The organism is Corynebacterium sp., assembly GCF_022712275.1.
Lineage (GTDB): Bacteria > Actinomycetota > Actinomycetes > Mycobacteriales > Mycobacteriaceae > Corynebacterium.
Window position 1 is genome coordinate 118,229 of the sequence record NZ_JALAGU010000033.1, and the last position, 24,965, is coordinate 143,193.

A 24,965-nucleotide genomic window follows, 5' to 3' on the forward strand; every position below is an offset into this window, starting at 1 on the left:
TGTGCGCGCGGATCTGCGCGGAGTTGTACGGGGCATTCTGCTCTCCGGTGGAGCGCGGGGGGCAGGGCAGCGCTGAGGGTGGGGATCAAGGGCCGCCCGACGTCCCCGCAGATGTGCGGTGGACCGTCGGACAGCGGAGGGAACGGGAGTGGCCTCGACCGTTCTCCGCTGTCAGCGGAGGGTGCGGAGCTTCAGGAAAGCGGTGCCGGTGTACATGGGTGGAGACATTAGCAGGACGCGGGCCCCCGGTGCACCCCTGGCCGGAGGTGGTTACTGTACCGTACATACCATTCCTGCACTGGACAGCCTTGCCTTTGCTAGGCTGCCCTTCATGCACACTCTCTCCGATCACGACCGTCAGCAGCACATCAACGCTGCCGTCGAGGCGCTGAAGGCACGCATGACCCGTCGATTCATCGACGTCGACGAGGCATTCGCCCAGCTCGCCTCCGAACTCCACTGGCAGACCGACCAGGCGGCCTGGGGCCTGCGCCGCGCCCGTCGTCAGCTCCGCGCCGCCCGCTAGAGGACGCGTCAGCTGTCGAAGCCCATCTTCAGGGCGTCCATCACCTTGAGGAACGGCCCCCGGCGTCCCTCATTCTCGTCGGCCTTGATCAGGGCCTTCGTCATCATCTGGACACCCAGCCACGCGGCAGGCTCCGGTGGGAAGGGCTTCGGCATCTTCCGCACCATCTCCAGCTCCGTGAGCTCGGTCTTCTCACCACTGAGCAGGTCCAGCATCACCCGGCCGGCGAAGCGCGAGGCACCCACGCCCAGCCCGGTGAACCCGGCGGTGTACGCCACCTTCCCGCCGTAGCCGGTGGTGAAGAAGGGGAAGAAGCGCGAGCAGGTGTCGATCGCACCGCCCCACTTGTGGCTGAAGACCACTCCCCCGTCGACGCCTTCCGGCGCATCACCGTCGAGCTGCGGGAACATCGCGTAGAACTGCCCGGCCAGGGTCTCGAAGGTCGCCGGACGCTGGTCGTACTTCGGGAGCACCTTCTTGCCGAAGTGGTAGACGGCGTCCCATCCGCCCCAGAGGATGCGGTTGTCGGCGGTGAGCCGGAAGTAGTGGAACCGGTTGGTCACGTCATCAAGTCCCTCCCGGTGACGCCACCCCACCGCGTCCAGCTGCGCATCGGTCAGCGGCTCGGTCATCAGGGCGTAGTCGTACACCGGCACGGTGTGTAGCACGGTCTTCTTCAACAGCGTCGGGAAGACATTCGTCGCCAGCGCCACCGTCGGCGCGGTGACCGAACCCTGGTCGGTGTCCACGACCATCCCGGCCAGTTCCTCGCGCAGGTCACGCACCATGGAGTGCTCGTGGATGACCACGCCTTTCCCGAGCAGGACGCGCTTGAGCTCCCAGCACAGCTTCGCCGGGTGGATCATCGCGTTGTTCCGCTCGTCGAGCAGACCGCCGAGGACGCCGGCAGCGTGCACGTGGTCCTGTACCTCCCCGGCATCCAGCCAGCGGAAGCCGTTGTCCGGGTCGTGGGCGGCCTTCAGGTCCTTGACCTGCCATTCCTCGAAGGCCAGCGAGAGTTCGCCGGTGCGCTCGAACTCGCAGTCCAGGCCGAGCCGTTCCACGGTCGCCTCGATGGCGTCGAGGTTCTCCAGGCCGAGTTCGGTGAGCCGTCCATTCTCGCCGGGCAGGTGGTGGTCGCCGTTCTCCTCACCGTGGGTGAGGCTGGCGGAGCAGAAGCCGCCGTTGCGTCCGGACGCCGCCCAGCCGATCTCGGTGCCCTCGAGAAGCACGATGCGGCGGGGCGTGCCGGCGGCCTCATCGTCCTCCACCGCCTGCAGCGCGGTCCACAGTCCGGTGAACCCGCCGCCGACGATGACCAGGTCGGCGTCCTCATGGCCGCGCAGCGCGGGCTCCGGGGCCGACCGGTCGGAGGTGTCCAGCCAGAACGGGGTGGTCGAGGCGTCCTTGAGGGCGCCGATGATGTTGAGGGATCCCATGGGTCAGCTTCCTGCCATTGTCTTGACGATGCCGGACGCGGATTCGCCGGTCTTCTTCAGTACCAGTCCGACCAGTGCCAGGGCGACGAGCGTGAGCACCAGCATGATCGTCGACATCGCGGCGACCTCCGGGCGCAACGCCACGCGCACCGCGGCGAAGATGTACACCGGCCACGGAGTGTAGCCCGGTTGCTGGACGAAACTGGAGAGGATGGTGTTGTCGAGGCTGAGGGTGAAGGCCATCAGCGCACCCGCCATCACGCCGGGGGCGGCGATCGGCAGGGTGATGTCCTTGAACCGGTGCCAGGCGTTCGCCCCGAGGTCCGCACCGGCCTCCTCCAGGGATTTGTCGACGGTGCCCATCCGGGCGCGGATGATGAAGGTCACCACAGCCAGGGAGAACATCGCATGGCTGATGACCAGGCGGACCATGCCGTTGTTCACCGGGCTGATGCCCCAGTCCACACCGAGGGTGACGAACCACGGGAGGAAGGAGATACCGTGGTGGAGTGATGGTCGGCGCTGGCCAGCTGGATCGGGCGGTCGACACCGACCTCGGCGCACAGGGCGTCGAGTTGGGCGGCGGTGGGGGCTCCGCCCGGGAAGTCCGACATGGACCAGCCGCCACCGGTGAGCCAGATGGTGCTGTCGAGGTCGGTGGCGGCGTCCTTCTCCAGTGCTGCACGGATCATCGCGAGAGTCTCCCCCGCGTCCGTGGCGCCGGTGAGGTCGAGGGCGAGCGCCTCGACACCGGCGAAGACCGGATGGGCGTGGGCGTCGACGAAACCCGGGGTGACGAGCCCACCGACGGCGTCGATGATGCGGCGGGGCCCGGCGTCTGCATCGGTCCCCGGGGCGGGTCCCACCGAGGTGAGGACGCCGTCGGTGACGGTGAGGCTGTCGGCGTCCAGCACCGCATGGCCGTCGAAGATGACGGCGTTGACGATGGTGAAGCTGTCGCCTGGGACGTTCACGGGATCTCCTCGTCGGTCGGGGTCGGAGGGCGGGACAGTGGGGCAGATCAGTGACGTACATCACGAATGACGTTCGTTTTAAGACACCGTACGTTGTTCATCCCTCGAACGGAACACCTGAAACCACTATTTAACGACCAAGTAACAACTGAAACCACACTCAGAGACACCGCCATCCACGAATTCAGTAGAATCTGCGGATGAGCAGAGGAGGACACCCATGACCGAACTGGACCCCACGTCCAAACAGATCATCGAGCTGCTGCAGCAGGACGGACGCCGCTCGTACGCCGACATCGCCCGCTCCGTCGGACTGTCCGAGGGCGCCGCCCGGCAACGTGTCTCCCGGCTCATCGACTCAGGTGTGATGCAGATCGTCGCCGTCACCGACCCCGGCCAGCTCGGGTTTCTGCGGCAGGCGATGATCGGCGTCCGCACCACCGGCCCTGTCAGCCCGGTCGCCGACGCCCTCGCCGAGCTGTCCGCAGCGTCCTACGTCGTTGTGACGGCCGGCGTCTACGACCTCCTCGTGGAGGTCGTCTGCGCCGACGACCGCGAACTGCTCGACCTGGTCGACACGATCCGCGCCACGCCCGGCGTCCGCGAGACCGAGACCATGACCTACCTCGACATCAGGAACGAAACCTACAACTGGGGAACACGATGACACCACCGACCACCACACCAACGACCACACAGGACAGTCTCCGCGACCACCTGTGGATGCACATGGCCAGCCACCGGCACCTCTACGAGGGCGGGACCACACCCGTCATCACCCGCGGTGAGGGCCACCACATCTACGACGACGCCGGCCGCGAGTACATCGACGGACTCGCCGGACTGTTCGTCGTCCAGGTCGGCCACGGGCGCGAGGAGATCGCACAGACCGCCTACGAACAGTCGAAGAAGCTCGGCTTCATGCCGCTGTGGTCCTACGCCCACGAACCGGCCGTGCAGCTGGCGGAACGGCTCGCCGGCTACGCCCCCGGCGACCTCAACCGCGTCTTCTTCACCTCCGGTGGCGGCGACTCGGTGGAGTCCGCCTTCAAGCTGGCGAAGAACTTCTTCAAACTGCAGGGAAAGCCCGGCAAGCACAAGGTCATCTCCCGTGCCGTCGCCTACCACGGCACCCCACACGGCGCGCTGACCATCACCAGCCTGCCCGGGCTGCGCAACCAGTTCGAGCCGCTGGTTCCCGGCGCGCTGAAGGTGCCGAACACCAACTTCTACCGGGCGGACGCCCGCTTCGACGGCGACGAGAAGGCCTTCGGACGCTGGGCCGCCGACCGGATCGAGGAGGCGATCCTCTTCGAGGGGGCGGAATCCGTCGCCGCCGTCTTCCTCGAGCCGGTGCAGAACGCCGGCGGCTGTTTCCCGCCGCCGCCCGGCTACTTCGAGCGGGTCCGGGAGATCTGTGATGAGCACGACGTGCTGCTGGTCTCCGATGAGACGATCTGCGCCTTCGGACGCGTCGGCTCGATGTTCGCCTGCGACGACTTCGGCTACGTGCCGGACATCATCACCTGCGCCAAGGGCTTGACCAGCGGGTACGCACCGCTGGGCGCGATGATCGCGTCCGACCGCCTCTTCGAGCCCTTCGGACGCGGCGGCGAGACCTTCGGCCACGGCTACACCTTCGGCGGGCACCCCGTGGCCTGTGCCGTGGCGATGACCAACCTCGACATCTTCGAGCGGGAGGGACTCAATGACCGGGTCCACACGAATGCGCCGGCGTTCCGGTCCACCCTGGAGAAGCTGTCCGACCTGGACATCGTCGGTGACGTGCGCGGCGAGGGCTACTTCTACGGCATCGAGCTGGTGAAGGACAAGGCCACGAAGGAGAGCTTCACCGAGGAGGAATCGGAGCGCATCCTCAAGGGGTTCGTCACCGGCAAGCTCTGGGAGGAGGGACTGTACTGCCGGGCCGACGACCGCGGCGACCCCGTCATCCAGCTGTCTCCCCCGCTGACCTGTGGCCAATCGGAGTTCGAGGAGATGGAGGCGATCCTGCGCTCGGTGCTGGGTCAGGCGCAGGAGCTGCTGTAGGGGTTCGGTGGGGGCGGCGTCCTGCCTGCGTCGCCGCGGCGTCCCCCGGGAAAGAGGATGTCCGCAGCACGCAGGCTGAGGTCGCTGGCGAGGGGGTCAGACCGACCTCACGCTGCGTGATGCCGACATAGGGGTCAGCGTGTCACCGTCAGGGGAAGGGCAGCTCAGGCATGGGCGGCATTTCCGGGAGGTTCAGATCAGGCAGGTCCGGCAGCTGAAGGTCGGGCAGCCCCGGGATGCCGGGGGCGGGGGAAGGCGACGGGGAAGGCGCGGACGGTTGGAACGCGTCCACCACATCGCCGGTCAGCTGTGCGGCCGGCCCGTTCGTCTGGGCGGCCACCGAGAAGTCCGCACCGTAGGACGCCGAAGCGGTGAACGAGGTCCGGTCGTCCGACCAGCCCCACTTCGTGCCGATGACACCGGGCAGCACGGCGGTGCCGTAGTCCTGGCGCATCCCGTCGGCCGCCACCGGGGAGGCGCTGGCCAGGGCCGCGAGCACCGGGGAGCCCGGATCCTGACGCTTCTTCGCCTCCAGGTAGGTCACCGAATCGGCGGTGGAGGTGGTGGAATCGCCCCAGTAGCCGGGATCGTGGGTGTCGTTGAGGCCGTAGGCGTTCGCGGTCGTGGAGATCGACTGCGGGTACTTCGCGTAGAGCCGGGACGCGATGCCGTCATCCGAGGTCTGCAGCATGCGGGTGGCGTCCGCCTGGTCGGCCGGGGTGCCGTGGGCGAAGACGTAGTCGGCGATGTAGAGCTTGACGATCGACAGTGCCGGCCGGGACTCGTGCTGGTTGGCCGTGCCGGCGCGGAAACCGGTCCCCGTGTGCTCGACGGTGATCTGGGTCCGGGCGGGGGCGACGATGTGTCCGCCATCGTCCTGGCGCGGTGCGGGGGCGGCGGTGGCCGCCGGCGCGAGAGCGATGACGGTGGACGCGCCGAGGATGCCGAGGCTGCCGAGAGTGAGGGACGGACGTCGGGTGGTACGTGGTGCAGTCATTGTTTCAGCGTATCGCGGTCGGTGGTGCTGCGCTGCCGGACAGGTACCGGTCCGGGGCGCTTCTGTGTCAGGAGGATTAAATGCTGCGTGTCCGGGAGATTACATTCCGAATCAAACACGCTCCGACCTGCGCAGTTCCCTGGCTGAAGGCAAAACCTTGATCCAGTCATCTGATTACATGTTGGACCGATAGCGAATCGACTCCATAGGTTGTGAAGCACGACACAACCAAGGAGGCATCATGGCTCTGACGATCTGGCCCGGCCAAAAATCCGCCACCGCATCCGGCGCCGTCGGACGCGGAACCGGTGACGAGCCCCCGAAACCGCGTGTGCAGCTTTCCGCCGGTGTGATCTTCATCGTCGCCGCCATCCTCGCGGTCGGCACCATCTTCCTCGACGCACCCATCGAAATGTCGATGTTCTTCGCAATGGTGGCGCTGATGCTGATTCTCGCCGTCCGCGGCTTCAACTTCGACGAGATCCAGGACGCGGCCTTCAACTCCATGCGGACCGTCCTGGAGCTCGTGATGATCCTGCTCTCCGTGGGTATGCTCATCAGCACCTGGGCCCAGGCGGGCACCATCCCAGTGATCATCCGGTTCGGTCTGGAGACGATCAACCCGACCTGGTTCTACGTCACCGCGCTCCTGCTCTGCTCGATCACCTCCCTCGTCACCGGCACCTCCTGGGGCACGATGGGCTCCGTCGGTGTCGCACTGATGGCCGTCGGCGGTGCCCTCGACCTGCCGGCCGGGCTCACCGCCGGCGCGATCATCAGTGGCGCCTATTTCGGCGACAAGATGTCTCCGCTGTCAGACAGCACCAACCTCTCCGCCGCGATCACCGGCGTGCCACTGTTCTCCCACATCCGGTACCTGCTGATCACCACGGTCCCCGCCTACATCTGCACCGTGGTCCTGTTCACGGTGCTGGGGTTCGTCGTCGACCACAACGACAACACCGGCGATTCGATCGACACCATCGTCGACGGCATCAACCGAAGCTTCGACACCGGCTGGTTCTCACTGCTCCCGGTCCTGGTCACCGTGGCGATGCTGATCTTCCGCGTTCCCCCGTTCATCTCCATCTTCGCCGGCGCGGTAGGCGCGATGTGCGTCTCGATGACGACGCAGGGTGCGACTGTCGAGGACGTCATCGCTGTCCTGCACTCCGGATTCGTCCTCGATTCCGGTACCCCGGACATCGACGGCCTGATCTCCGGCGGTGGGCTTCTGTCCATGGCAGGTCTGGCGATGCTCTTCCTCTTCGCGGTCGGCACCTCGGGCCTGCTGAACAAGGGCGGATTCGTCGGCGTCATCATCGAGAAGTTCCTGCGCTTCGCCAACACCCGGCGTCGGCTGATGTCGCTGACTTCCCCGGTCGTCTTCACCTCGGTCGGACTCGGGGCGTCCTTCTCCTTCGCTGCGGTGATGGCCGGAACGCTCCTGCTGCCCGGGTACAGGAAGCTCGGGCTCGACCCCCGGAATCTCGGCCGCACCATCGAGGATTCCGGCACCGTCTACGATCCCTTCTTCCCCTGGTCCAGTGGCGGCATCTTCGCCGCCGGTGCGCTCGGCGTCGCGACGTTGGACTACATGCCCTTCCTCTTCTTCGCCTTCTTCTCGACCGGATTCGGCCTGCTGGTGGCGCTGACCCAGTTCACCGTCGCCACCGTCCCGGACGAGGACGAGGAAGCCGACGGAAAGACCGGCGGAGAGACCGGCGGAGAGACCACCGCCGCGGGCGGGAGCCTCGCCGCCGAACCCGGGCCTGACACCCACGACACCCACGACACCCGCTGCTCCCACGACACCGAACTCCAGAAAGCAGGACAGAAATGACCGAGAACACCACACACACCGCCGTCGTCACCGGCGCTGCGAGCGGAATGGGCCGCGCGACTACCGAGCTCCTCCTCGACCATGGTTGGACCGTGATCGCCCTGGACCTCAACGAACTGGACTACAGCGCAGATGCGCTCCTACCGGCCGCGGTTGACATCACCGACCGGGACGCGGTGGAAACGGCTCTCGCCGACGCCCTGCACGACAGCGGCCGTATCGACCTCGTCGCCAACATCGCCGGTGTCTTCCCGCCGTCGACGCTCGACACCTTCACCGAGAAGCTCTACCGGCTGACCTTCGACGTGAATGTGCTGGGCACGCTGAACGTCATCGCTGCGTCCCGCCCGTACCTCGGGAAGGGGTCGGCAGTGGTGAACTTCGCTTCGGTCGACGCCTTCACCGTCTCCCCCGGGCAGCTGATCTACGGTGCGACAAAGGCCGCGGTGGTGATGCTCACCAAGGAGCTGGCCCTGGAGCTCGCCCCCTCGGGAATCCGGGTCAATGCGATCGCCCCGGGCTGGGTGGACACCCCCGGCAATGCGGCGACGGGTCGTATGGCGGAGGCGGCGAAGTCCGTGCCCCTGGGGCGGGTGGCGCAGCCGGTGGAGATCGCCCGGTGGGTGGAGATGATCGGCGGAGAGGACGCCGCCTTCCTCTCCGGGGAGACCATCGTGCTCTCCGGGGCGGACGTCATGCGGTAACCGTCACGGAGCATCCGGGGGGATCTCCGACAGCCGGTCGAGGATGATGCGCTGCACCGCGAGCGCACCGGGGCTCAGGACAGCGTTCCGGCGCCGGATGAAGGCGAAGTTCTCGCGCATCACGGGCTCGAGCGGGGTCCAGTGGAGCCGGTGCGCGACCCCGGCGACGTCGGCCAACGGATAGGGGGAGATCGTGTCACCTACTCCGTCCGCCGCGAGTTCGAGGGCTGTCAGCGGCGACACCTCGATGTCCACCCGTATCTTCAGCCCCTGCTGCTGGGCGATCTCCATGAGGCGTCGGCGGGTCGGGTCGGAATCACCCCACTGCACCTCCGGCATGATGAGTGAAGCGTCCACGATGTCACGGACGGTCTTCGGGGCGGCGTCCTCCGGGGGTGTGGAGGAACAGTGGTAGACCTGGGGTGACCAGGCGACCGGTTCGGCCTCCAGGCCTGAGTCGTCGACCGGGAGCGCGACGATCGCCGCCTCCAGGCGCCCTTCCCTGACCTCGTCAGCGACCTGGACGGAATTGTCGCCGATGAGGCGCAGGCCTACGTCCGGGAACTCTTCACGGAACCGCTCGACGAGGATCCGGTGGAAGAGATGACGGGCCGTGCTGAAGGACCCGAAACTGACGGTGCCGCCGGTGAGTTCCCGGATCGGAGTGACCGAGTCGACCGCGGCCGCGGCGGTCGCGAGGACCTCCTCAGCGTGGGGGACGAGGGTACGGGCGGCGTCCGTGAGGATCAGGGTGCGGTTCGTGCGGATGAACAGGGGGACACCGAGCGTCCGTTCCATCCGTCTGATCTGCTCGGACAGGCTGGGCTGGGCGATGTAGTTCGCTTCGGCGGCGGCCGAGAGAGAGCCGTGCTCCACCGCAGCCAGGAAGTAGGCGAACTGCTGGAGGGTGATACCCGGGGACGGGCGGGGATGCGTCATGGCACCTCTCTGCTCAAGGTTTTAGCTCGAACTGCTGAAGTAACAAAGGTCTTCCCTTATCTTAGGTGGTCGCCGAGCATGGGAGTAGCCCCACCACACAACCTCAGGAGGAACGACCATGGGACGCTTTGCCATCATCGGAGCCGGCGCCGCCGGACTCTCGGCCACCAGACTGCTGCTCGACGCCGGACATGACGTCTCCACGTTCGAGGCCTCCGACGTCCCCGGCGGACACTGGAACACCGACTACGACGCCCTGCACCTCATCACCGCCCGGGACCAGACCCACTTCCCGGACTTCCCGATGCCCGCCGACTACCCGCACTTCCCGAGCCGTGACCAGGTCACCGCATACATCCACTCCTACGCGGACGCCTTCGACCTGCACCGTGTCATCAGCTACGACACCACGGTGATCTCGGCGTCCCCACTGGAGGCACCGGACGGTGATCCGGTCGGCTCCGCCGGCTGGTCCGTGGTGACCTCCCGCGGCGACGAGGGCGTCTTCGACGGCGTCCTCGTCGCCAACGGGCACCTCTGGGACGCCAAGGTACCGCCGGTCTCCGGGTCCTTCACCGGCTACCAGGTCCACACCAGCCGGTACCGCAACACCGAAGAACTGGAAGGACGCCGCGTCCTCGTCGTCGGTGTCGGTAACTCCGGCTGTGACATGGCGGTGGACGTCGCCCAGCACCGGCTGGAATGCGACATCGTCGTACGACACGGAGTGCAGTTCCAGCCGAAGATGTACTTCGGCATCCCACGGTCCATGGTCCCCTTCCTCGGCGACTTCACCCCCGACGAGCAGGACCTGATCAACCGGCTCATGGCACGGGTCTCCATCGGCGAGAACAGTGCCTACCCGGGCCTTCCGATGCCCGAGGCACACACCCTCGCGGACGGGCCGACCACCGTCAACGACCTGCTGCTCTACTGGATCCAGCACGGGCGCATCGGCGTGCGGCCGGCGATCGAGCGGATCGAGGGGAAGACCGTCACGTTCGCAGACGGCACGTCGAAGGAGTACGACTCCATCATCTGGGCCACCGGCTTCCGCACGTCCCTGCCGTTCCTGGACTCAGGACTGCTGCGGCAGGAGAACGGGGCGCCGGTACGCTACGCCGGCGGGATCCTGCCCGAGGGCGTGGAGAACCTCTATTTCGTCGGACTCATCGCACCGCGTGGTCCGCAGATCCCGGTGTACGGAGAGCAGACCACACGGATCCTGCGGATGATCGCGCTGCACGAGGGAGCCGGTGACACCCCGCTACCGCTGACCTCCTACTTCCAGAAGGTGCAGGAACCCGAGACGAAGATCGACGTGGTCCGCAACCTGTGGAACGACGCGATGGCGGACACGGACGCCCACCTCCGGTCGCTGGAGGCGTTGGACCCGATGACGGTGTAGCAGGCATCCCCGCAGTGCGGTGAGGACGGCCGGCCCTCCGACCGTGACTCGTTGCGCTGCCGTCTTCACGGGGTGCTCACCTGTTCCTGCGGGTGTTCCGGCAGAGCTTCCAGGGAACTGACGGGGCATCCGTAACGTCCCGTAGTGTGTCGGCAGCAGCCCCCTGCGACGGAAGAGTCTGCGGGGCGGGTCCCCGGTGAACTATGCCACCGCCTGCCCCCGGTGGCCCACGGGGCGACCTGGATGTCGGCGTCCCGCAGCCTCAGGTCGTTGGCGAGGGGGCCTGACCAGCCTCAGGCTGCGTGATGCGGACATCGTCATGAGTTCCGGGCCGCAGGAGCAGCCTGCCGCGCAGCGACGGCCCGGGCGATCGCATTGCGCAGCTGCCGCATCAACTTCGGACGGTTCTTCATCAGCGTCCTGTTCACCCGCACCACGGTCCACTCCCCGTCGGTGAGATCCTGCAGCTGCTCGAAGTCCTTCTCCGCCTGCCCCTCCTCATCATGGTGCTTCCCGTCGTAGTAGAGCCCGATCCGCAGACTGCGGCAGCCGATGTCGAAGAAGGTCGTCCGGTCCCGCGTCCCACCCCACGATGTCTCCTCCCGGTACGCCACCTCCACCTGCGTCTCCCACCGATGACCGTCCGGCAGCAGGTCACGCACGATGAGTCGGAGCTCGGTCTCCCGCGGCGACTCCGCCCCTGCCGCCACCAGGCGACTGAGCCGCCGCAGTTCCCTGCGGGAGATCAGACCTGTCGCGGCGTCCTCCAGCTGGTTCCACGTCACGGTCGAGCACTGCGCGAAGGCGTCGATCAGCTGCACCGCGCGGACCTGCCGGTCGGAGAGACCGTCGACCTGCACCACCTGCCACCCGTGCTTGCCGGACAGGACCGACCGCAGGCACTGGGCGAGCGCCACCGCCGCCGTGACCACGCGCATCTGCGGACAGAGTGGATCAGGGGCAATGGTGTCCCGCTCCAGGTCGAAACCCGGCGGCAGCGGACGGATCACCGGGCTCAGCGGACTCCCCTGCGCGATCTCCGTGCGGTCGGAACCGTTGGACCGGCCTTCCGCCAGGAGAAGCACGGCCGCCGAATCCGCCCAGTAGAGGAGTCCGTGGAACGGCGCCGCCGCCCAGCCGGAGATGATGAAGGTCGGGTGCAGCTGATGCAGCGCGCGGACCCGGGTGACCATGCACGCGGGGAATGCTCCGAGGTCTCGGGCGTCGGCAAGACCGGGCAGACGCTGATTCTCCACCATCATCCCGTCCGCGACCTGGGTCCAGTCACGGTCGATGACCCACCTCGTCGTGCCCGAGGCGAGCAGCTCCTGCCTGCGTACCGGTAGGTGATCAGGCAGAATTCTGGTGCAGTACCAGGGACCTCTTCCTGCCGTGTGCAGGCCGTTCTCCTGTGCCTCGATGATGTGCGCCGGCAATTGCCGGACGATATGCGCCATAGTGTTGTCCCTCCCTGTGATCCCCCGCGGCCTCCCCGCGGCGCCCGTCCCGTCCCCCGGCACAGTGCATTTCCCGACAATACCTTCAGGACGCTGCCCTGGGGAAGCCCCTCGGCAACCATGTCGGCATCGCGCAGGCTGAGGTCGTTGACGAGGGGGTCAGAGCAGCCTCACGCTGCGTGATGCGGACATGCGGCGCGGCGAGACATGGTGCGGTGTGACGCGGTGGAGTGGGAGAAACGAGACCCCCTACCCCAGCTCGTGGGCCAGCAGGTCCCGCGCGGTGGTGAAGCGGAACCGGTGTCCCAGGTTCGTCAGCACCACCGGCCGTGCATGCTGGTCGGCCAAGGCAAGCTCCGCGGCACCGTCCCTGCCCAGCAGCACCGCAGGTCCCACAGCCGGCACCGGTACGCGCAACGGCACCCGCACCTTCTGCGCCTCGGCCAGCACAGTAGCGAACTCTCCCTCGGTGATGTCCTCCGGGGCGACCGCGTTCACCGGCCCCACCAGGGAAGAATCCACCACGGCGCGGTGGTAGATGTCGGCGAGGTCGTCGACCCCGATCCAGGGGAAGTGCTGCCCGCCGGACCCGAGGCGTCCTGCCCCGACCCGGGATGAGGCACCCAACAGCGACAGCAGCGGCGCTCCCCCGCCGAGCACCAGTCCGGTCCGGATACTCACCACCCGCACCCCGGCTTCAGCAGCGACGGTACAGTCGTCCTCCCAGTCCGCGACGACGTCGGCGAGGAATCCGTCGCCCCTCGGGGCGTCCTCACCCACCGGTTCGGGGCGCGAGGCCCCGTAGAACCCGACGGCGGAGGCGCACACGAGGACCTTCACCCCGCAGGACGCCGCGACCTCGGCCAACCGTCGGGTCGGCCCGACCCGCGAGTCACGCACCGAGGCCTTGTGGGAGTCGGTGAAGCGTCCGAAGATCGGGGCCCCGGCGAGGTGGACCACGGCGTCCACCCCGTTGAGAAGATCAGGGTCAGGCGCCTCGGGATCCCAGTGGCGTCCTTCTCCGGAATCGTTACGGACCAGCGGAATCACCGTGTGCCCGGCGGTCCGGAGCAGCGCAACGAGTTGCGTGCCGACGAGGCCGGATGCCCCGGAGACCGCGATGGTCAGCGGCGGAGTGTCGAGCTCCCGGAACTCCGCGAGGTGGGCGAGGTCGTCGGTGAGCTGGCGGCGGCGGTAGGCGGCGATGCGGCTGAGCAGGATGGTCGGGACGCGGGAGGTGATCCGGTCGGTGACTGTGGAGGTGCCGTCGCCACTGTCGGTGATGAGATGCTCGTGGTGCCACCCGGTGAAGCGGAAAGGCCGGTTCACGCAGTCGTCGACGAAGCTGCGCCCTTCGACGAAACCCTCCGGATCATGGCGCGCTTCCCAGGTCAGCCGACCGGGGAGGGAGAAGGTGGTGGTGCCGTCGCGAAGGTCGGAGGCCTCGGAGCGGACCCGCATGCGCGCGAATCCCGGGGTCAGGCGGACGACGGCGCCGGGGCGGGTGTGCCAGTCCCAGACGTCGACTGCGGGGTGCGGCAGCTGGGTCCCGAACTCGTGGGTGGTGGTGCGGGCGGTGAGAGCGGTGGTGGGACGCATACAGGTCAAGGGTACGCGGTTAGACTGGGCACCCACCCCCGCGAAACCACCGCGCCGACCCGGGAGGACGCCATGGACAACCCGTACGCCGCCCATCTGCGCGCCACGGATCTGGACCGCATGAAAATCGCGTCCCTCATCGACCGGGCCTATGCGGAGGGCCAGCTCAACTCTCTGGAGCATGACGAGCGCGTGTCTGCGGCGATGACGGCCGCCACCCGTGGTGACCTGCTGGAACTGATCAAGGACCTGCAGGTGGAGCGTCCGGAGTTCTCGGCACCGGAGAAGAAGGCCAACCCGCTGATCCCGTCGCAGAATCCGGCGACCGGGCTGATCGTCGTGATTGTCGCTGTGGTGACCCTGGTCGTCGTCGCGGCCGTGGTCATGCTGGTGGGCCGGTCCGGATCCGATTCCCCTGCCCCTGCACCGGCAACACCGGCGGTCTCGGAAACTCCTGCCGGAGCATCTGAGGATCAGCCGACGGAATCCGAGTCCGAGGTCGCCACTGCCGTGCCTGCCGAGGACGCCGGCGGAACCGGTGAGGAACCCGGGGACACCACCCCGAAGATCTCGGTCTACGAGATGGAGACGACGATCCGCGGCGACTACCTCAACGACCGTGGCCACATCCCCGAGTACGTGACCTGCCCGGATGCCCTGGATGTAGAGCTCGGAGCGGCGGTGGAATGCTCGGTGGGCGATCACGGCGCCGTCTTCCCCGCGACGGTCACGGTTATCGGCGTGGACCTGCCGAACGTGACCTACAACGTGTCCATCACCGGGGTGTGGTGAGGTTCACGCCTGCACCTCGTGCGCCTGCCGCAGCCGCTGCGCCCATTCGACGAACAGTCGGGTCTCCGCCGGGCCGAGGATGTCCGGGTCCGCCACGGCCCGTTCAACCACGGTGGCGAAGGCCGAGTCGCGGTCGCCGCGGTCCGCAGGCTCAGCGCCGGTGATCGCACTGATCACACCCTCCCGCACCGCGGCCGACAGTGCGGGATCCGGCTGGTCCAGGGCGATCAGGCGTAGGGTCACCCCGATATTCGTCGCCAGGATGTGCGCGGTGGCCTGCTCCGCGGACACGGCCAGGCGTCCTTGTGCTGCGGCCCGGGACGTCAGTGACAGCAGCACCTCGCCCGGCCGGGACTGACCGGCGGGAACGTAACCGGGCTGGACCTTGCCGAACATCAGGGCGTAGACGCCCGGATTGGCCAGCCCGAAGGCGACGTGGGCGTCCCACCCGGCACGGATGTCCTGGACGGGGTCCCCTGACGGTTCCGTCGACTCCTTCAGCGCCATGTACCGGTCGAAGCCGTGCTCCACGACCGCGTCCATGAGTCCCTTCTTCGAGCCGAAGAAGTGGTACGCCGTCGGCAGGGTGACTCCCACCGCTTCGCACACGGCGCGCAGGGAGAAGTCCTCACCGGGTGTCTGGGAGATCATGCCGACGGCCGCGTTGATCAGCTTCTCCCTGGTACCCGTCGACAGCTGTCCAACCATTCTGCTAGCGTAGCCCATGTATCACCGAAATGGTGTTACATATCAGCGATAGCCACACTTCAGGAGGCTCCTCATGACCGACCACACGCTCAACGGAAAGAACGTCCTCATCGCCGGCGGAGGCAAGAACCTCGGCGGCCTCATCGCACGCCAGGTGGCGTCCGAAGGCGCGAACGTCGCCGTCCACTACAACTCCGAAGCCAGCCGTGCCGACGCCGAAGCGACCGTCGAGGCGGTCCGCGCCCAGGGCTCCGAGGCTGTCCTGCTCCAGGCCGACCTCACCGACCCCGCCACTGTCGCCACGTTGTTCACCGACGCCGAAGCGGCGCTGGGGACCCTTGACGTCGCCGTGAACACCGCCGGAAAGGTCCTGCGTAAGCCCATCGCAGAGACCACCGGGGACGAGTACGACGCGATGTTCGACATCAACGCCAAGGCCGCCTACTTCTTCATCAAGGAGGCCGGCGCCCACCTCAACGACAACGGGAAGATCATCACCATCGTCACGTCGTTGCTCGCCGCCTTCACCGACGGCTACTCGACCTACGCCGGTGGAAAGGCCCCCGTCGAGCACTTCACCCGTGCCGCGGCCAAGGAGTATGCCGACCGCGGCATCTCGGTCACCGCGATCGGTCCGGGACCGATGGACACCCCGTTCTTCTACGGCCAGGAGACCCCCGAGCGGGTCGAGTTCCACAAGTCCCAGGCCATGGGGAACCAGCTGACGAAGATCGAGGGCATCGCCCCCATCGTCCGTTTCCTGGCGACCGAGGGCTGGTGGATCACCGGTCAGACCATCTTCGCCAACGGCGGGTACACCACCCGTTGACACACTGACCCGCTACACCCCGACGCCGGCGTCCTCCAGGGCGAACCCGACGCGGAACACGGACGCCTGGTCGTAGGCGTTGCCGACGATCTGCAGTCCGGTGGGGACGCCGCGGGGCCCGGTGCCGGTCGGCACCGCCAGGGCGGGATGCCGGTTGCAGATGTTGAAGGGCACCGCCACGAGATCCGCCCAGTAGTGCCGGCCGTGACTGTCCACCGAGACCTGCGGCGCTTCGGCGGGGAAGGCGTCCTTCGTGGTCACGGGGGTGAGCAGTGCCGTCGCCCCGGACAGCAGCTGGCCGAGTTCCTCCCTGATCCGGGTCTCACGGGCGAAGGTCTCGTGCAGCGGCATGCGCGCCGCCGCAGCCATGGTGTGGTCGATGAACTGGGTGATGTACGGCGAGACCTCCGCACCGGTGGACTCGATGACGTCCGCCATCCCCGGGGCGAGGGTGTGCCCGTAGTGCGCCATGGCGACCGTCATGATCTCCTCGACCGTCCAGTCCGGGTTGCGGTGTTCGATGACGGCACCCCGGCATTCCATGGCGGACGCGGCGGCGGCGAGGTTGTCGCGGATCGCGGCGTCCACCGGGTAGTTACCGAGCGTCTCCGAGACGACGATGCGGCAGCCGGCGACCGACCGCTCCGGTACCTCGACCGGACCGAAGGGGACGCTGTGCGGGTCAAGGGCATGCTGACCTGCGATGACATTGTGCATGAGCAGCGTGTCTTCCACGGTGCGGGCCATGGCGGAATCGCTGCGGTACCAGTCCATCGTCGACGGGTGCAGGCCCGGGACGACACCGTAGGGAGCCTTGTAACCGACCACTCCGCAGAAGGCCGCGGGGATACGGGTGGAGCCTCCAATGTCGGAGCCGGTGGCCAGCGGCGCATAGCCGGCGGCAAGCGCGGCACCGGATCCGCCCGACGAACCGCCCGGGGTGAATTCCTGGTTCCACGGATTGCGGGTCACGCCGTGGGCCAGGGAATCCGTGGTGGTCGCCGCACAGAACTCGGGGTTCGTGGTGCGGGCGACGAGCACGGCACCGGCGGCGCGGAGCCGTTCGACGATCGGGTGGTCGACCTCGGGGGTCACTGCGGTGGCGGGGACGGCCTGGTCGAGGCGTCGACCGGCGATACCGTGCTTCTCCTTGATGACGACAGGCACGCCGAGCAGGGGCTTGCCGGCAGGTGCCTCGCCGGTGGCCCACTGGGCATCGGCAACGGCTGCGGCGTCCCCGGCATCCTCGAGGAGCTCCACAACGGCGTTGATCGTCGGTTCGGTGGCCTTGATCGTCGCGAGGCATTCGGCGAGGACCTCGGTGGGGCGGCGGCGGCCGGCGGCGTAGTCGACGAGGAGCTCTGTGGCGGTGGGGGCGGCGAATCCGGCGGGTGTGGCAGGTGCGGCGGTCATGGTCTTCCTTTCTACGCGGGTCAGCGAAGGCGCCCGGCGGTGCCGGGCGAGACCGGGGCGACAGTGCGGACCGGAGTGCGGTGCGTCGGCATGTCGGGGAACTCGGGGCGCTCCGCCTTGCCGGTGACGACGGAGACAATGACCATGACCACGAGGTTCGCGATGAGGGCGGGGATACCGTTGTTCATGCCCCACAGGGTGGTGTCGGCGATGGTGTAGCCGATGACGATAAGCTCGCCGACGACCAGTCCGGCGATGAGACCCTTCGCGTTGATGAACGTCGACCTGGTGCAGGACAGGATGTTCGCCGGGGCGAGCTGGGCGAGTCCGGCGTAGGTCAGCAGGTAGAGGTTCGCCATGAGATCCGGGCGGGCCAGCGACAGCCAGAGGGACGCCAGGAGGATGGCCCCGGCAGCGGTCTTGCCGATGAGCAGGCGTCGTTCATTGGTGGTGCCGGACGGGATGAGATTCGAGGAGACCAGGGTGGCGATCGAGAGGACGCAGTGCGCGGCGGGGACGATCGCACACGAGATGCCGGCGATGAGGACGCAGCCCATGAGCCAGCCAGGCAGGGAATCCTGGGCGATGGACAGGATCGCGGAGTTCTCCTCACCTTCACCGACGGTGACGTGGCTGGCGGCGTAGAAGCCGATGACGATCGGGATGAAGGTGGCCAGGGTGTACAGCGGCAGCATGACGTGGTTCTTCGACACGGCGCGGGAGCCGTCGGCGGCCAGGACCGCGGGCCAGCTCTCCGGCAGGGTCATGCCGCCGAGGCCGATGCCGGAGACGATGACGCTGGTAATGAACCAGGTGATGCCGTAGGTCTGCGAGCCGGCGTCCACGGTGAGCTTGTCGCGGGCAGCGGCCATGACGCCGTCACCGCCCCAGTCACCGGAGAAGTGCACGAGGACGCCGAACAGCACGATGAGCAGCGCGACGACCATCGCGACGTCCTTGAAGTATGCGGCGGACGCCACACCCCGGAGGCCTGCGTAGGCAACGAACAGCAGGATGAGGACGGTGGCGATGATCATGGACGCGTTACCCGCGGACTTCTCACCGGTGGCGAAGGAGACCATGGTGCCGAGACCGACGATCTGGACCTGGACGATGGGGACGAAGAAGACGACGGAAACCAGGGCGACGAGCTTGCCGAGCAGCGGACTGCGGTACTGGTGACCGACCAGGTCGGCATTGGTGTGGTAGTTGAAGACCTTGCCGAGCTTCCACACGACCGGGCCGATGAGGAACATGCCGATGTACCCGAGGATGAGGTACGCGGGCAGGTAGGTCGCCGAGACACCGCCGAGAACGGTGAGCCCGGACATGCCGAGGAAGGTAAAGCTGGTGAAGATCGCACCAGCCTGGAGGAAGAACGTGGTGAGGCTGCTCATGCCACGGTTTCCGATGGACCAGCCGGTGTGGGTGTCCAGAGACTCACGGCGTCCGAGGGCGGCGAGGAGAGTGACGAGGAGAATACCGATGACGGCGGCGACGATCATGATGCGGCCTCCCGGGAATGGACGTTCGCTGCGGCGGCAGCATCGTCGGAGGGGTCACCGAGTTCCGGCTCGTTGCGGTACAGGGCGGCGAGGATGAGTGTGGTGGCCACGCCCCATCCGGCGACCCAGACCATCATCACGGGGAAGCCGAGGATGAGCGTGTCGTTGTTGACGAAGGGGAACAGCGGGGTGAAGACCAGGGCGATGACCGGCAGCAGGATCCACGCGTGGGCGGCTGTGAGGTGCATGGGATATCAGATCCTCTCTGAGGTGGCGTCGGCGTCGGGCTCGCCGGGGGCGGTGTTGTCCAGGGCCCCGGTGACCAGGCGGGTGGCGATCCGGGTGAAGGCGGTGACGCCAGCGACCATGTCGGCGTCGGTGGAGAACTCGCGTTCGCAATGGGAGACGCCGTCGATCGACGGGATGAAGACCATGACGGACGGAGCGATGCGGTTGACGGCGACGGAATCGTGGCCGGCCATGGTCTCGATGCGCATGCAGCTCACGCCGCCGTCGGCGGAGGCCTTCTCGGTGAGCTCCACACCGTCGAGCGGGTAGTGCTGGATATCGCGGATGTCGTAGTCCTCGACGTCGATACGAATGTTCCGTTCGGCGGCGAGCTCGGCGATCTGGCGCTTGAGGATGTCCCGGGCGTCGAGGACGTCCTGAGCCTTCGAGGCGCGCAGGTCGATGACCAGGTCAACTTCACGGGGCACGACGATCGGAGAGTTCGGGTGGACGGTGAACTGGCCGACGGAGGTGACGATCTTCTCCGGCTCGAAGTTCTCGACGACGTCCTCGGTGAACAGGACGATCTTCGAGGCAGCGACAAGGGCGTCGTGCCGGTCAGACATGATCGTGGCGCCGGTGTGGGACTGTTCGCCCTTGACGGCGACGAGGAGTTTCTGGGTGTACCAGCTCTGGGTGACCGCACCGATGGTGGTCTGTTCTCGTTCGAGGATGCGACCCTGTTCGATGTGGATCTCGGCGTAGGCGGCGACCTCGGGGGCGGTGTCCGTGCCGAGGCAGCCGATGGAGTCCAACGCCTCCTTCACGGTGACGCCGTCGACGTCGGTGACGGCGAGCATCTCGTCGAGGTCCTTGATGCCGACCATCGCGGAGCTGCCCATGATCGACGGTGCGAAGCGGGCGCCTTCCTCGTTGAACCAGTCGACGACGGTGAGGTTGTGGACGGGGTCGAGGCGACCGGCAGTGACCTCGTGGTTGACGCGGGCAGCGGCGTGGAGTGCCGCGACGACACCGTAGGTGCCGTCGAAGCGTCCGCCGAGAGGTTGACTGTCCAGGTGGGATCCGACGAGGACGCTGGGGTGGTCGGGGATCCAGTGGTAGGTAGCGTACTGGTTGCCGATGCCGTCGATGGTGACGGTCATGCCGAGTTCCTCGGCCCGGGCGCGGAACCATGCGCGGACAGCACCGTGTTCGGCGGTGCCGGCCTGGCGGTCGATCCCGCCAGCCTCGGTCGCGCCGTAGACGGAGGTGTGGTGGAAGTCGGCGAGGAAGTCCTCGTCGGTCACCTCGACAGCCGTGGTCGGTGTCGCAGGGTCATCGCTGTTCATGGTGGGCCTCCCGGAGTCAGGGGTTCAGGTGTGCTCTCCCCCACACTGCTCCTCTCCCCCAAGCGTGCGGAACCACCACATGACCGGACAACGTCGCCAGACTGGACAGAGTGTTTAGTTGTAAATGCAGTTGTTCCGGAGGGCCAGCCGGTAAGCACTGGAAAACCAGAACTCGCACATCATGTCTGACGCGCCGGAACAGCGAGCTGTTCGAATATGTGACAGCCCGGTCCGGAACGGTGGATAGCGTATGCCGCACACGACCCTCCCCCGAAAGGACACCATGAACGACCTCACCTCCGAAGAACGCGCCGAGTGGGTCGATGACGCAGTCGACGCGATTCGAGGCCGCATGATCCTGCGCAGGATAAATGCCCCGGAAGCCTACACAGCGCTCTCAAGGGAACGCGTGTGGCGGGACGAATTGCCCGCAGACGTCCTCCGGGAAGCATGCGAGCGATTAATCACGAAGGACGAACAGTAGCCGCCTCCCTGTCGACTCATTCGCCGGTGTCAGCCAGGTACCCGAATAGTCCCGGCTCCACCGCGTGCTCCAGGTCCAGCTTCATGTTGACCACCGGAACGTCCTTGCCCTTGTCGTCCACGATGTGGGTGTCATGGGCATCGCGGGCTGTCGCTTCACCGAGGTAGAAGTAGTCGCCACCGTCCACATCGCTCTTCTTGACGAAGACATGCAGTGGGAACAGATTGTTGGCGATGTCGAACTCGCGCCGACTCTTCAACGAAGTCCGACTCTTCGTGAACCAGTTGATGGTGGCCTCGCTGTCGAAGCCATCCTCATACTGCGTCGTTGCCGAGATGTCCTCGGCCTTGTCATGGGTGATGAAGATCGGGCATGTTCCTGAGAAGGCATCCGTCTTGTAGCCGTACAGCGTGCTGTACTGGTTCGACTCGAAGTTCAGGAGCCGGCACACATCCTTACGGGTGTACTGGTGGCCAACAACGAGCTCACCAGTCCAGGATGCATCGTGACGCGCAAGATACAGCGCAGTCTCAATCGCATCGTCAACATGCGTGGCAAACAAGTCGCCGGCCTCGTACAGACGAGAGAACACGCGGTCGAGGACATACTTCTCCCCGATCACACGCATGATCGGATTCGGACCATACTTCTTCATCTCGGACTCAACGAAGAAGTCCAGGGTGAGGATCCGCTCCACCGATCCGATCGTTGCATCATCTGCCGCGCATCCGTTGTGGAGCAACAGCTCCACATAGTCATCACGCGTCAGCTCAAAGCGTTCCACCAATGCCTTGAGTAGGAGGATCTCGTGCGGGCGCTTGCCATTCAACAGCTCACTGTCCAGCAGCGAAATGTAGGCGGCTTCTTCTGCGGTCGGTGCCACAGTCTCCATCTTGGTGTGGCAGAGGAAGTTCCAGTAGCTCTTCTTGTTCGCGGCGATGACCACCGGGTCCACCGTGTGGAATCGAGCGAAGTCAATGAGCATCGGCACCTGTCCCAGGCGGTACTGGAGATCTCTGACCGCCTTCTTGAGGTTGTGCATAGAGTCCAGCTTCGCCGTCTGCAGGGACTCAAGGACGCGGCGGCGTGACACCTCGTCAAAGCTCACGCTCGACACACCGGCGATCACCCCAGCGGTCTGCGCCTTGATCATCTTCTCCTTGATCGTGTCCGGGTTGAGGCTACTGTCGCCGAACAGAGCGATCGGGATAAGGAAGTTGTTCCTGTAGTTACCGATGAAGTCGATCACCCGGAGGTGGTCTTTCCCCTTGGCCTTGCGCAGGCCACGCCCCAGTTGCTGGGTGAAGATGATGCTGGACTGCGTATTACGCAGCATGACTACCTGGTTGACCGCGGGGATATCGATGCCCTCATTGAAGATGTCCCGAGTGAGGATGTAATCCAGATTGCCAAGCTCAAGTTCTCGCATGGCCGTCTCGCGCTCATTCGCCGAAGACTCGCCCGTCAGCGCCACGGTGCGCAGGCGTCGGCCGTTGAGTTCCTGCTCATTGAAGAGCTGAGACAACTCATGGGCTTCCTCTTTGCCCGAACAGAACATGAGCCCCTTTACATCCCGCGGGAATCCGTAGGTCCGCAACATTTCCAGGATGTAATGGACGCGCTCCGGGGCGACGAGCTTGGAGAGTTCTGCTGGGTCGTCCTTCTTCTCCCCGGTCTCGGTGACATACTCGTGGACTCCGTAATAGTTGAAGGGAGCGAGCATGTCTGCTTCCAGCGCGGCCTGGAGGCGAATCTCGTAGGGAACGTTGTAGTCAAAGAACTCGAAGATGTTGAAGTCATCGGTGCGCTCTGGTGTCGCCGTGAGTCCCAGAAGAAATGACGGACTAAAGTGGTCGATGATCCGGTTATAACCTGCCGCTCCAGCACGGTGCACCTCATCGATAATGATGAGGTCGAAGGCGTCCGAGGGGATTGTGGCGAGCGTATCCGGTCGTGCCAGCGTCTGCTCCATCGCGAAGACGCAGCGCCTGTCGGACTGCTGGACGGCACCAACTATGCGTCCGAAATCATCGTCCTCCGCATCCAGGACGAGCTTGAACTCCGCCATCGCCTTATTGAGGATCTGCTCGCGATGAACGATGAAGAGCATCCGAGCCGGATCAATCTCCCGAGCGGCGAGCGCGGCGAGAATCGTCTTTCCGGTGCCGGTGGCGGAGACCACAAGAGCTCGGTTTTCGCCGGACACGCGAACTTTGCGGATCTCCTCTAGCGCCTCTTGCTGCATCGAATTCGGCTCGATGCGTCCTACTGGGGTGTCCCCCTCCTCGAGGGCGACGCTTGTCGCGGGAGAAACCCGAGGCTGACGGGTGCGTTCATACTCCTCAATCCACGCCTCGGTGAGAGGAACGGACTCGGCCCGTTGCTGCGCGATGGCATCCTTCAGCTGGAAGGTGATGTCGCCCTCGGGCAGCGCCGAGAAGCGCAGATTCCACTCCTTGTTCTTGGTCAGTGCCTCGCGCGTGAAGTTGGAACTACCGACGATCGCCGAGAGACTGTCGCGTTGGGTGAAGACATAACCCTTCGCATGAAAACCCCCGTGAGTCCCCGGGTGGATGAGGACCTCGACATTGTCCATCGTCAACAGCTCACGGAACATGTCCGGCTCATTGAAGTCGAGGTAGGTCGAGGTGATGATGGTCGCGGTGCCTGTGAAGTCAACGAGCGCCTGCTTCAACAGTCCCAGGGCGCTTCCGCTGATGAAGGCCACGGAGAAGTCGAAGCGCTCCGAATGCCCCAGCTCTTCCTTGATCGCCCGCACCATCGTGTTCTCGTCATCGTTAATGATAAGTTGCGGGCGGTAGAGCTGATCTGCGTCGACTGTCTGATCCAGAAATCCGTGCGCAGTGCCCCTCCCCACGGAGCTGTCAAAGATCATGCGGTGAACTCCTTCATCACCAGCTCCACAGCGGGAACATCCGCCGGTGCCCACGGCAGGTCGCCGAGGACGGACGCTTCAACCCAGCGCACCTCAGCATGCTCGGTGAGCGTGGGCTCCTGGTCCACGATAGTGCCGAAGAACGTCGTGAGGATGACGGTGCCGAAGTCGTAATCATGCTCGGTGGTGGTGACCTTGTCGCCGATTTCTGCCGTGCATAGCAGCTCTTCCTGGAGCTCACGACGCAGCGCCTCTTGTGGCGTCTCCCCCTGTTCGATCTTCCCGCCCGGGAACTCCCACATCCCCGCGAGAGACATACCCTCACCCCGCTGTGCTGCGAGAACCTTAGTGCCCTGCGTGAGGACAGCTCCAACGACGTTGATCCGCTTTGCCATGGGGTTCAGCCTAACAATCCGTCAGGACCTGCTCCTGCCGGGCGATGCTCCGTTGGATGCAGTGGCATTCACCTCACCCCCGAATGTCAACCCCGGTGACGCCAGGTACGAATTGTCGGCTGAATCACCTGATATTTACTCTGTTTCTTCAACAGGAGCTACATGCCACGCTCACGCTTCGACGCCCGTGCCTTCATTTCTTTCACCAACACCGGCATCCTCACTCTCCCTGTCGCAGCCTGCAGTACAGATGGCGACAACACCACCGTGTCCACACCACCGTGTCCACCATGACCACCTCGTCTAGCACCGCGTCCTCGATGACCACCTCAACCCCGGAGCCCACCACCGCGGAAGCACCTGCCGAGGAACCCGTCCTTGAGGAGGCGCCCGTGGAGGAGGCCCCCTGCTGAGCAGCCGATCGACGAAGG

Annotated in this window: 24 protein-coding genes; 10 read left to right on the top strand and 14 right to left on the bottom strand. The window is 66.0% G+C overall.

All coding sequences use genetic code 11. From position 1 onward, the window contains the following. The first annotated feature begins 331 nt into the window (after positions 1–331). Positions 332–526 carry a hypothetical protein gene (locus Q0A27_RS07950; protein ID WP_291474516.1) on the top strand — a complete coding sequence of 65 codons (195 nt, stop codon included), beginning with the start codon at positions 332–334 and terminating at the stop codon, positions 524–526. 8 nt (positions 527–534) lie between these two features. Here the strand turns inward: Q0A27_RS07950 and Q0A27_RS07955 are convergent, their stop codons facing one another. From Q0A27_RS07955 to Q0A27_RS07965, 3 genes are read right to left on the bottom strand one after another with little or no spacing between them, the layout of a single operon-like run. Further along, positions 535–1,965: an FAD-binding oxidoreductase gene (locus tag Q0A27_RS07955; protein ID WP_291474517.1), complete on the bottom strand. Its 1,431-nt coding sequence runs from the start codon at positions 1,963–1,965 to the stop codon at positions 535–537. 3 nt (positions 1,966–1,968) lie between these two features. Then, the gene (locus Q0A27_RS07960) at positions 1,969–2,430 is read right to left on the bottom strand and encodes an ABC transporter permease (RefSeq protein WP_291474518.1); all 462 of its coding nucleotides are present in this window, start codon (positions 2,428–2,430) and stop codon (positions 1,969–1,971) included. Continuing rightward, positions 2,406–2,939 carry an amidohydrolase family protein gene (locus Q0A27_RS07965; protein ID WP_291474519.1) on the bottom strand — a complete coding sequence of 178 codons (534 nt, stop codon included), beginning with the start codon at positions 2,937–2,939 and terminating at the stop codon, positions 2,406–2,408. The genes Q0A27_RS07960 and Q0A27_RS07965 overlap by 25 nt, the downstream gene beginning before the upstream one ends. A 220-nt stretch (positions 2,940–3,159) precedes the next feature. On the opposite strand from Q0A27_RS07965, the gene Q0A27_RS07970 reads away from it, so the two are divergent. Together Q0A27_RS07970 and Q0A27_RS07975 are read left to right on the top strand one after the other, a co-directional pair. Continuing rightward, positions 3,160–3,606, top strand: coding sequence for an Lrp/AsnC family transcriptional regulator (locus Q0A27_RS07970; protein WP_291474520.1), 447 nt, complete (start codon positions 3,160–3,162; stop codon positions 3,604–3,606). Next, positions 3,603–4,988, top strand: a complete 1,386-nt coding sequence (locus tag Q0A27_RS07975; RefSeq protein WP_291474521.1) for an aspartate aminotransferase family protein — start codon at positions 3,603–3,605, stop codon at positions 4,986–4,988. The genes Q0A27_RS07970 and Q0A27_RS07975 overlap by 4 nt, the downstream gene beginning before the upstream one ends. A gap of 148 nt (positions 4,989–5,136) precedes the next feature. On the opposite strand, the gene Q0A27_RS07980 is transcribed toward Q0A27_RS07975, so the two are convergent. Then, the gene (locus Q0A27_RS07980) at positions 5,137–5,985 is read right to left on the bottom strand and encodes a hypothetical protein (protein ID WP_291474522.1); all 849 of its coding nucleotides are present in this window, start codon (positions 5,983–5,985) and stop codon (positions 5,137–5,139) included. 241 nt (positions 5,986–6,226) lie between these two features. Here Q0A27_RS07980 and nhaC point away from each other — a divergent pair, with 241 nt between their 5' ends. Continuing rightward, on the top strand, positions 6,227–7,828 hold the full coding sequence (nhaC, locus tag Q0A27_RS07985; protein WP_291474523.1) for a Na+/H+ antiporter NhaC: 1,602 nt from the start codon (positions 6,227–6,229) through the stop codon (positions 7,826–7,828). Beyond that, a complete protein-coding gene (locus Q0A27_RS07990; RefSeq protein ID WP_291474524.1) occupies positions 7,825–8,532 on the top strand; it encodes an SDR family NAD(P)-dependent oxidoreductase in 708 nt (235 codons plus the stop codon). Before nhaC ends, Q0A27_RS07990 begins: the two co-directional genes overlap by 4 nt. Positions 8,533–8,535: 3 nt before the next feature. On the opposite strand, the gene Q0A27_RS07995 is transcribed toward Q0A27_RS07990, so the two are convergent. Continuing rightward, positions 8,536–9,471, bottom strand: coding sequence for a LysR family transcriptional regulator (locus tag Q0A27_RS07995; protein ID WP_291474525.1), 936 nt, complete (start codon positions 9,469–9,471; stop codon positions 8,536–8,538). A 118-nt stretch (positions 9,472–9,589) separates the two neighbouring features. On the opposite strand from Q0A27_RS07995, the gene Q0A27_RS08000 reads away from it, so the two are divergent. After that, complete coding sequence (locus Q0A27_RS08000) at positions 9,590–10,879, top strand: NAD(P)-binding domain-containing protein (protein WP_291474526.1); 1,290 nt, start codon at positions 9,590–9,592, stop codon at positions 10,877–10,879. A 317-nt stretch (positions 10,880–11,196) separates the two neighbouring features. Here Q0A27_RS08000 and Q0A27_RS08005 read toward each other — a convergent pair whose 3' ends face one another. Together Q0A27_RS08005 and Q0A27_RS08010 are read right to left on the bottom strand one after the other, a co-directional pair. Beyond that, on the bottom strand, positions 11,197–12,336 hold the full coding sequence (locus Q0A27_RS08005) for a hypothetical protein (RefSeq protein ID WP_291474527.1): 1,140 nt from the start codon (positions 12,334–12,336) through the stop codon (positions 11,197–11,199). 249 nt (positions 12,337–12,585) lie between these two features. After that, positions 12,586–13,935: a TIGR01777 family oxidoreductase gene (locus Q0A27_RS08010; RefSeq protein WP_291474528.1), complete on the bottom strand. Its 1,350-nt coding sequence runs from the start codon at positions 13,933–13,935 to the stop codon at positions 12,586–12,588. A 72-nt stretch (positions 13,936–14,007) separates the two neighbouring features. Between Q0A27_RS08010 and Q0A27_RS08015 the strand changes: the two genes are divergently transcribed. Beyond that, positions 14,008–14,727: a DUF1707 domain-containing protein gene (locus Q0A27_RS08015; RefSeq protein ID WP_291474529.1), complete on the top strand. Its 720-nt coding sequence runs from the start codon at positions 14,008–14,010 to the stop codon at positions 14,725–14,727. Positions 14,728–14,730: 3 nt separating this feature from the next. Here Q0A27_RS08015 and Q0A27_RS08020 read toward each other — a convergent pair whose 3' ends face one another. Further along, positions 14,731–15,435, bottom strand: a complete 705-nt coding sequence (locus Q0A27_RS08020; RefSeq protein ID WP_291474530.1) for a TetR/AcrR family transcriptional regulator — start codon at positions 15,433–15,435, stop codon at positions 14,731–14,733. Between the two features lie 73 nt (positions 15,436–15,508). Between Q0A27_RS08020 and Q0A27_RS08025 the strand changes: the two genes are divergently transcribed. After that, positions 15,509–16,264 carry an SDR family oxidoreductase gene (locus tag Q0A27_RS08025; protein ID WP_291474531.1) on the top strand — a complete coding sequence of 252 codons (756 nt, stop codon included), beginning with the start codon at positions 15,509–15,511 and terminating at the stop codon, positions 16,262–16,264. A 12-nt stretch (positions 16,265–16,276) separates the two neighbouring features. On the opposite strand, the gene Q0A27_RS08030 is transcribed toward Q0A27_RS08025, so the two are convergent. The 4 genes from Q0A27_RS08030 to Q0A27_RS08045 are packed head-to-tail and all read right to left on the bottom strand — an operon-like array spanning position 16,277 to position 20,759. Continuing rightward, positions 16,277–17,677, bottom strand: a complete 1,401-nt coding sequence (locus Q0A27_RS08030; protein ID WP_291474532.1) for an amidase — start codon at positions 17,675–17,677, stop codon at positions 16,277–16,279. 20 nt (positions 17,678–17,697) lie between these two features. Then, positions 17,698–19,182 carry a hypothetical protein gene (locus Q0A27_RS08035; RefSeq protein WP_291474533.1) on the bottom strand — a complete coding sequence of 495 codons (1,485 nt, stop codon included), beginning with the start codon at positions 19,180–19,182 and terminating at the stop codon, positions 17,698–17,700. Further along, complete coding sequence (locus Q0A27_RS08040; protein WP_291474534.1) at positions 19,179–19,430, bottom strand: DUF3311 domain-containing protein; 252 nt, start codon at positions 19,428–19,430, stop codon at positions 19,179–19,181. Before Q0A27_RS08040 ends, Q0A27_RS08035 begins: the two co-directional genes overlap by 4 nt. A gap of 6 nt (positions 19,431–19,436) precedes the next feature. Beyond that, entirely contained in the window at positions 19,437–20,759 is a 1,323-nt protein-coding gene (locus Q0A27_RS08045) for a M20 family metallo-hydrolase (RefSeq protein ID WP_291474535.1), read from the bottom strand. A gap of 283 nt (positions 20,760–21,042) precedes the next feature. Here Q0A27_RS08045 and Q0A27_RS08050 point away from each other — a divergent pair, with 283 nt between their 5' ends. Beyond that, entirely contained in the window at positions 21,043–21,243 is a 201-nt protein-coding gene (locus Q0A27_RS08050) for a hypothetical protein (protein WP_291474536.1), read from the top strand. Between the two features lie 16 nt (positions 21,244–21,259). Here the strand turns inward: Q0A27_RS08050 and Q0A27_RS08055 are convergent, their stop codons facing one another. Both Q0A27_RS08055 and Q0A27_RS08060 read right to left on the bottom strand, forming a co-directional pair. After that, positions 21,260–24,139 carry a DUF3427 domain-containing protein gene (locus Q0A27_RS08055; protein ID WP_291474537.1) on the bottom strand — a complete coding sequence of 960 codons (2,880 nt, stop codon included), beginning with the start codon at positions 24,137–24,139 and terminating at the stop codon, positions 21,260–21,262. Further along, on the bottom strand, positions 24,136–24,534 hold the full coding sequence (locus Q0A27_RS08060) for a (deoxy)nucleoside triphosphate pyrophosphohydrolase (RefSeq protein WP_291474538.1): 399 nt from the start codon (positions 24,532–24,534) through the stop codon (positions 24,136–24,138). The genes Q0A27_RS08055 and Q0A27_RS08060 overlap by 4 nt, the downstream gene beginning before the upstream one ends. A 290-nt stretch (positions 24,535–24,824) precedes the next feature. Here Q0A27_RS08060 and Q0A27_RS08065 point away from each other — a divergent pair, with 290 nt between their 5' ends. Further along, on the top strand, positions 24,825–24,947 hold the full coding sequence (locus tag Q0A27_RS08065) for a hypothetical protein (RefSeq protein WP_291474539.1): 123 nt from the start codon (positions 24,825–24,827) through the stop codon (positions 24,945–24,947). Positions 24,948–24,965: the final 18 nt, after the last annotated feature.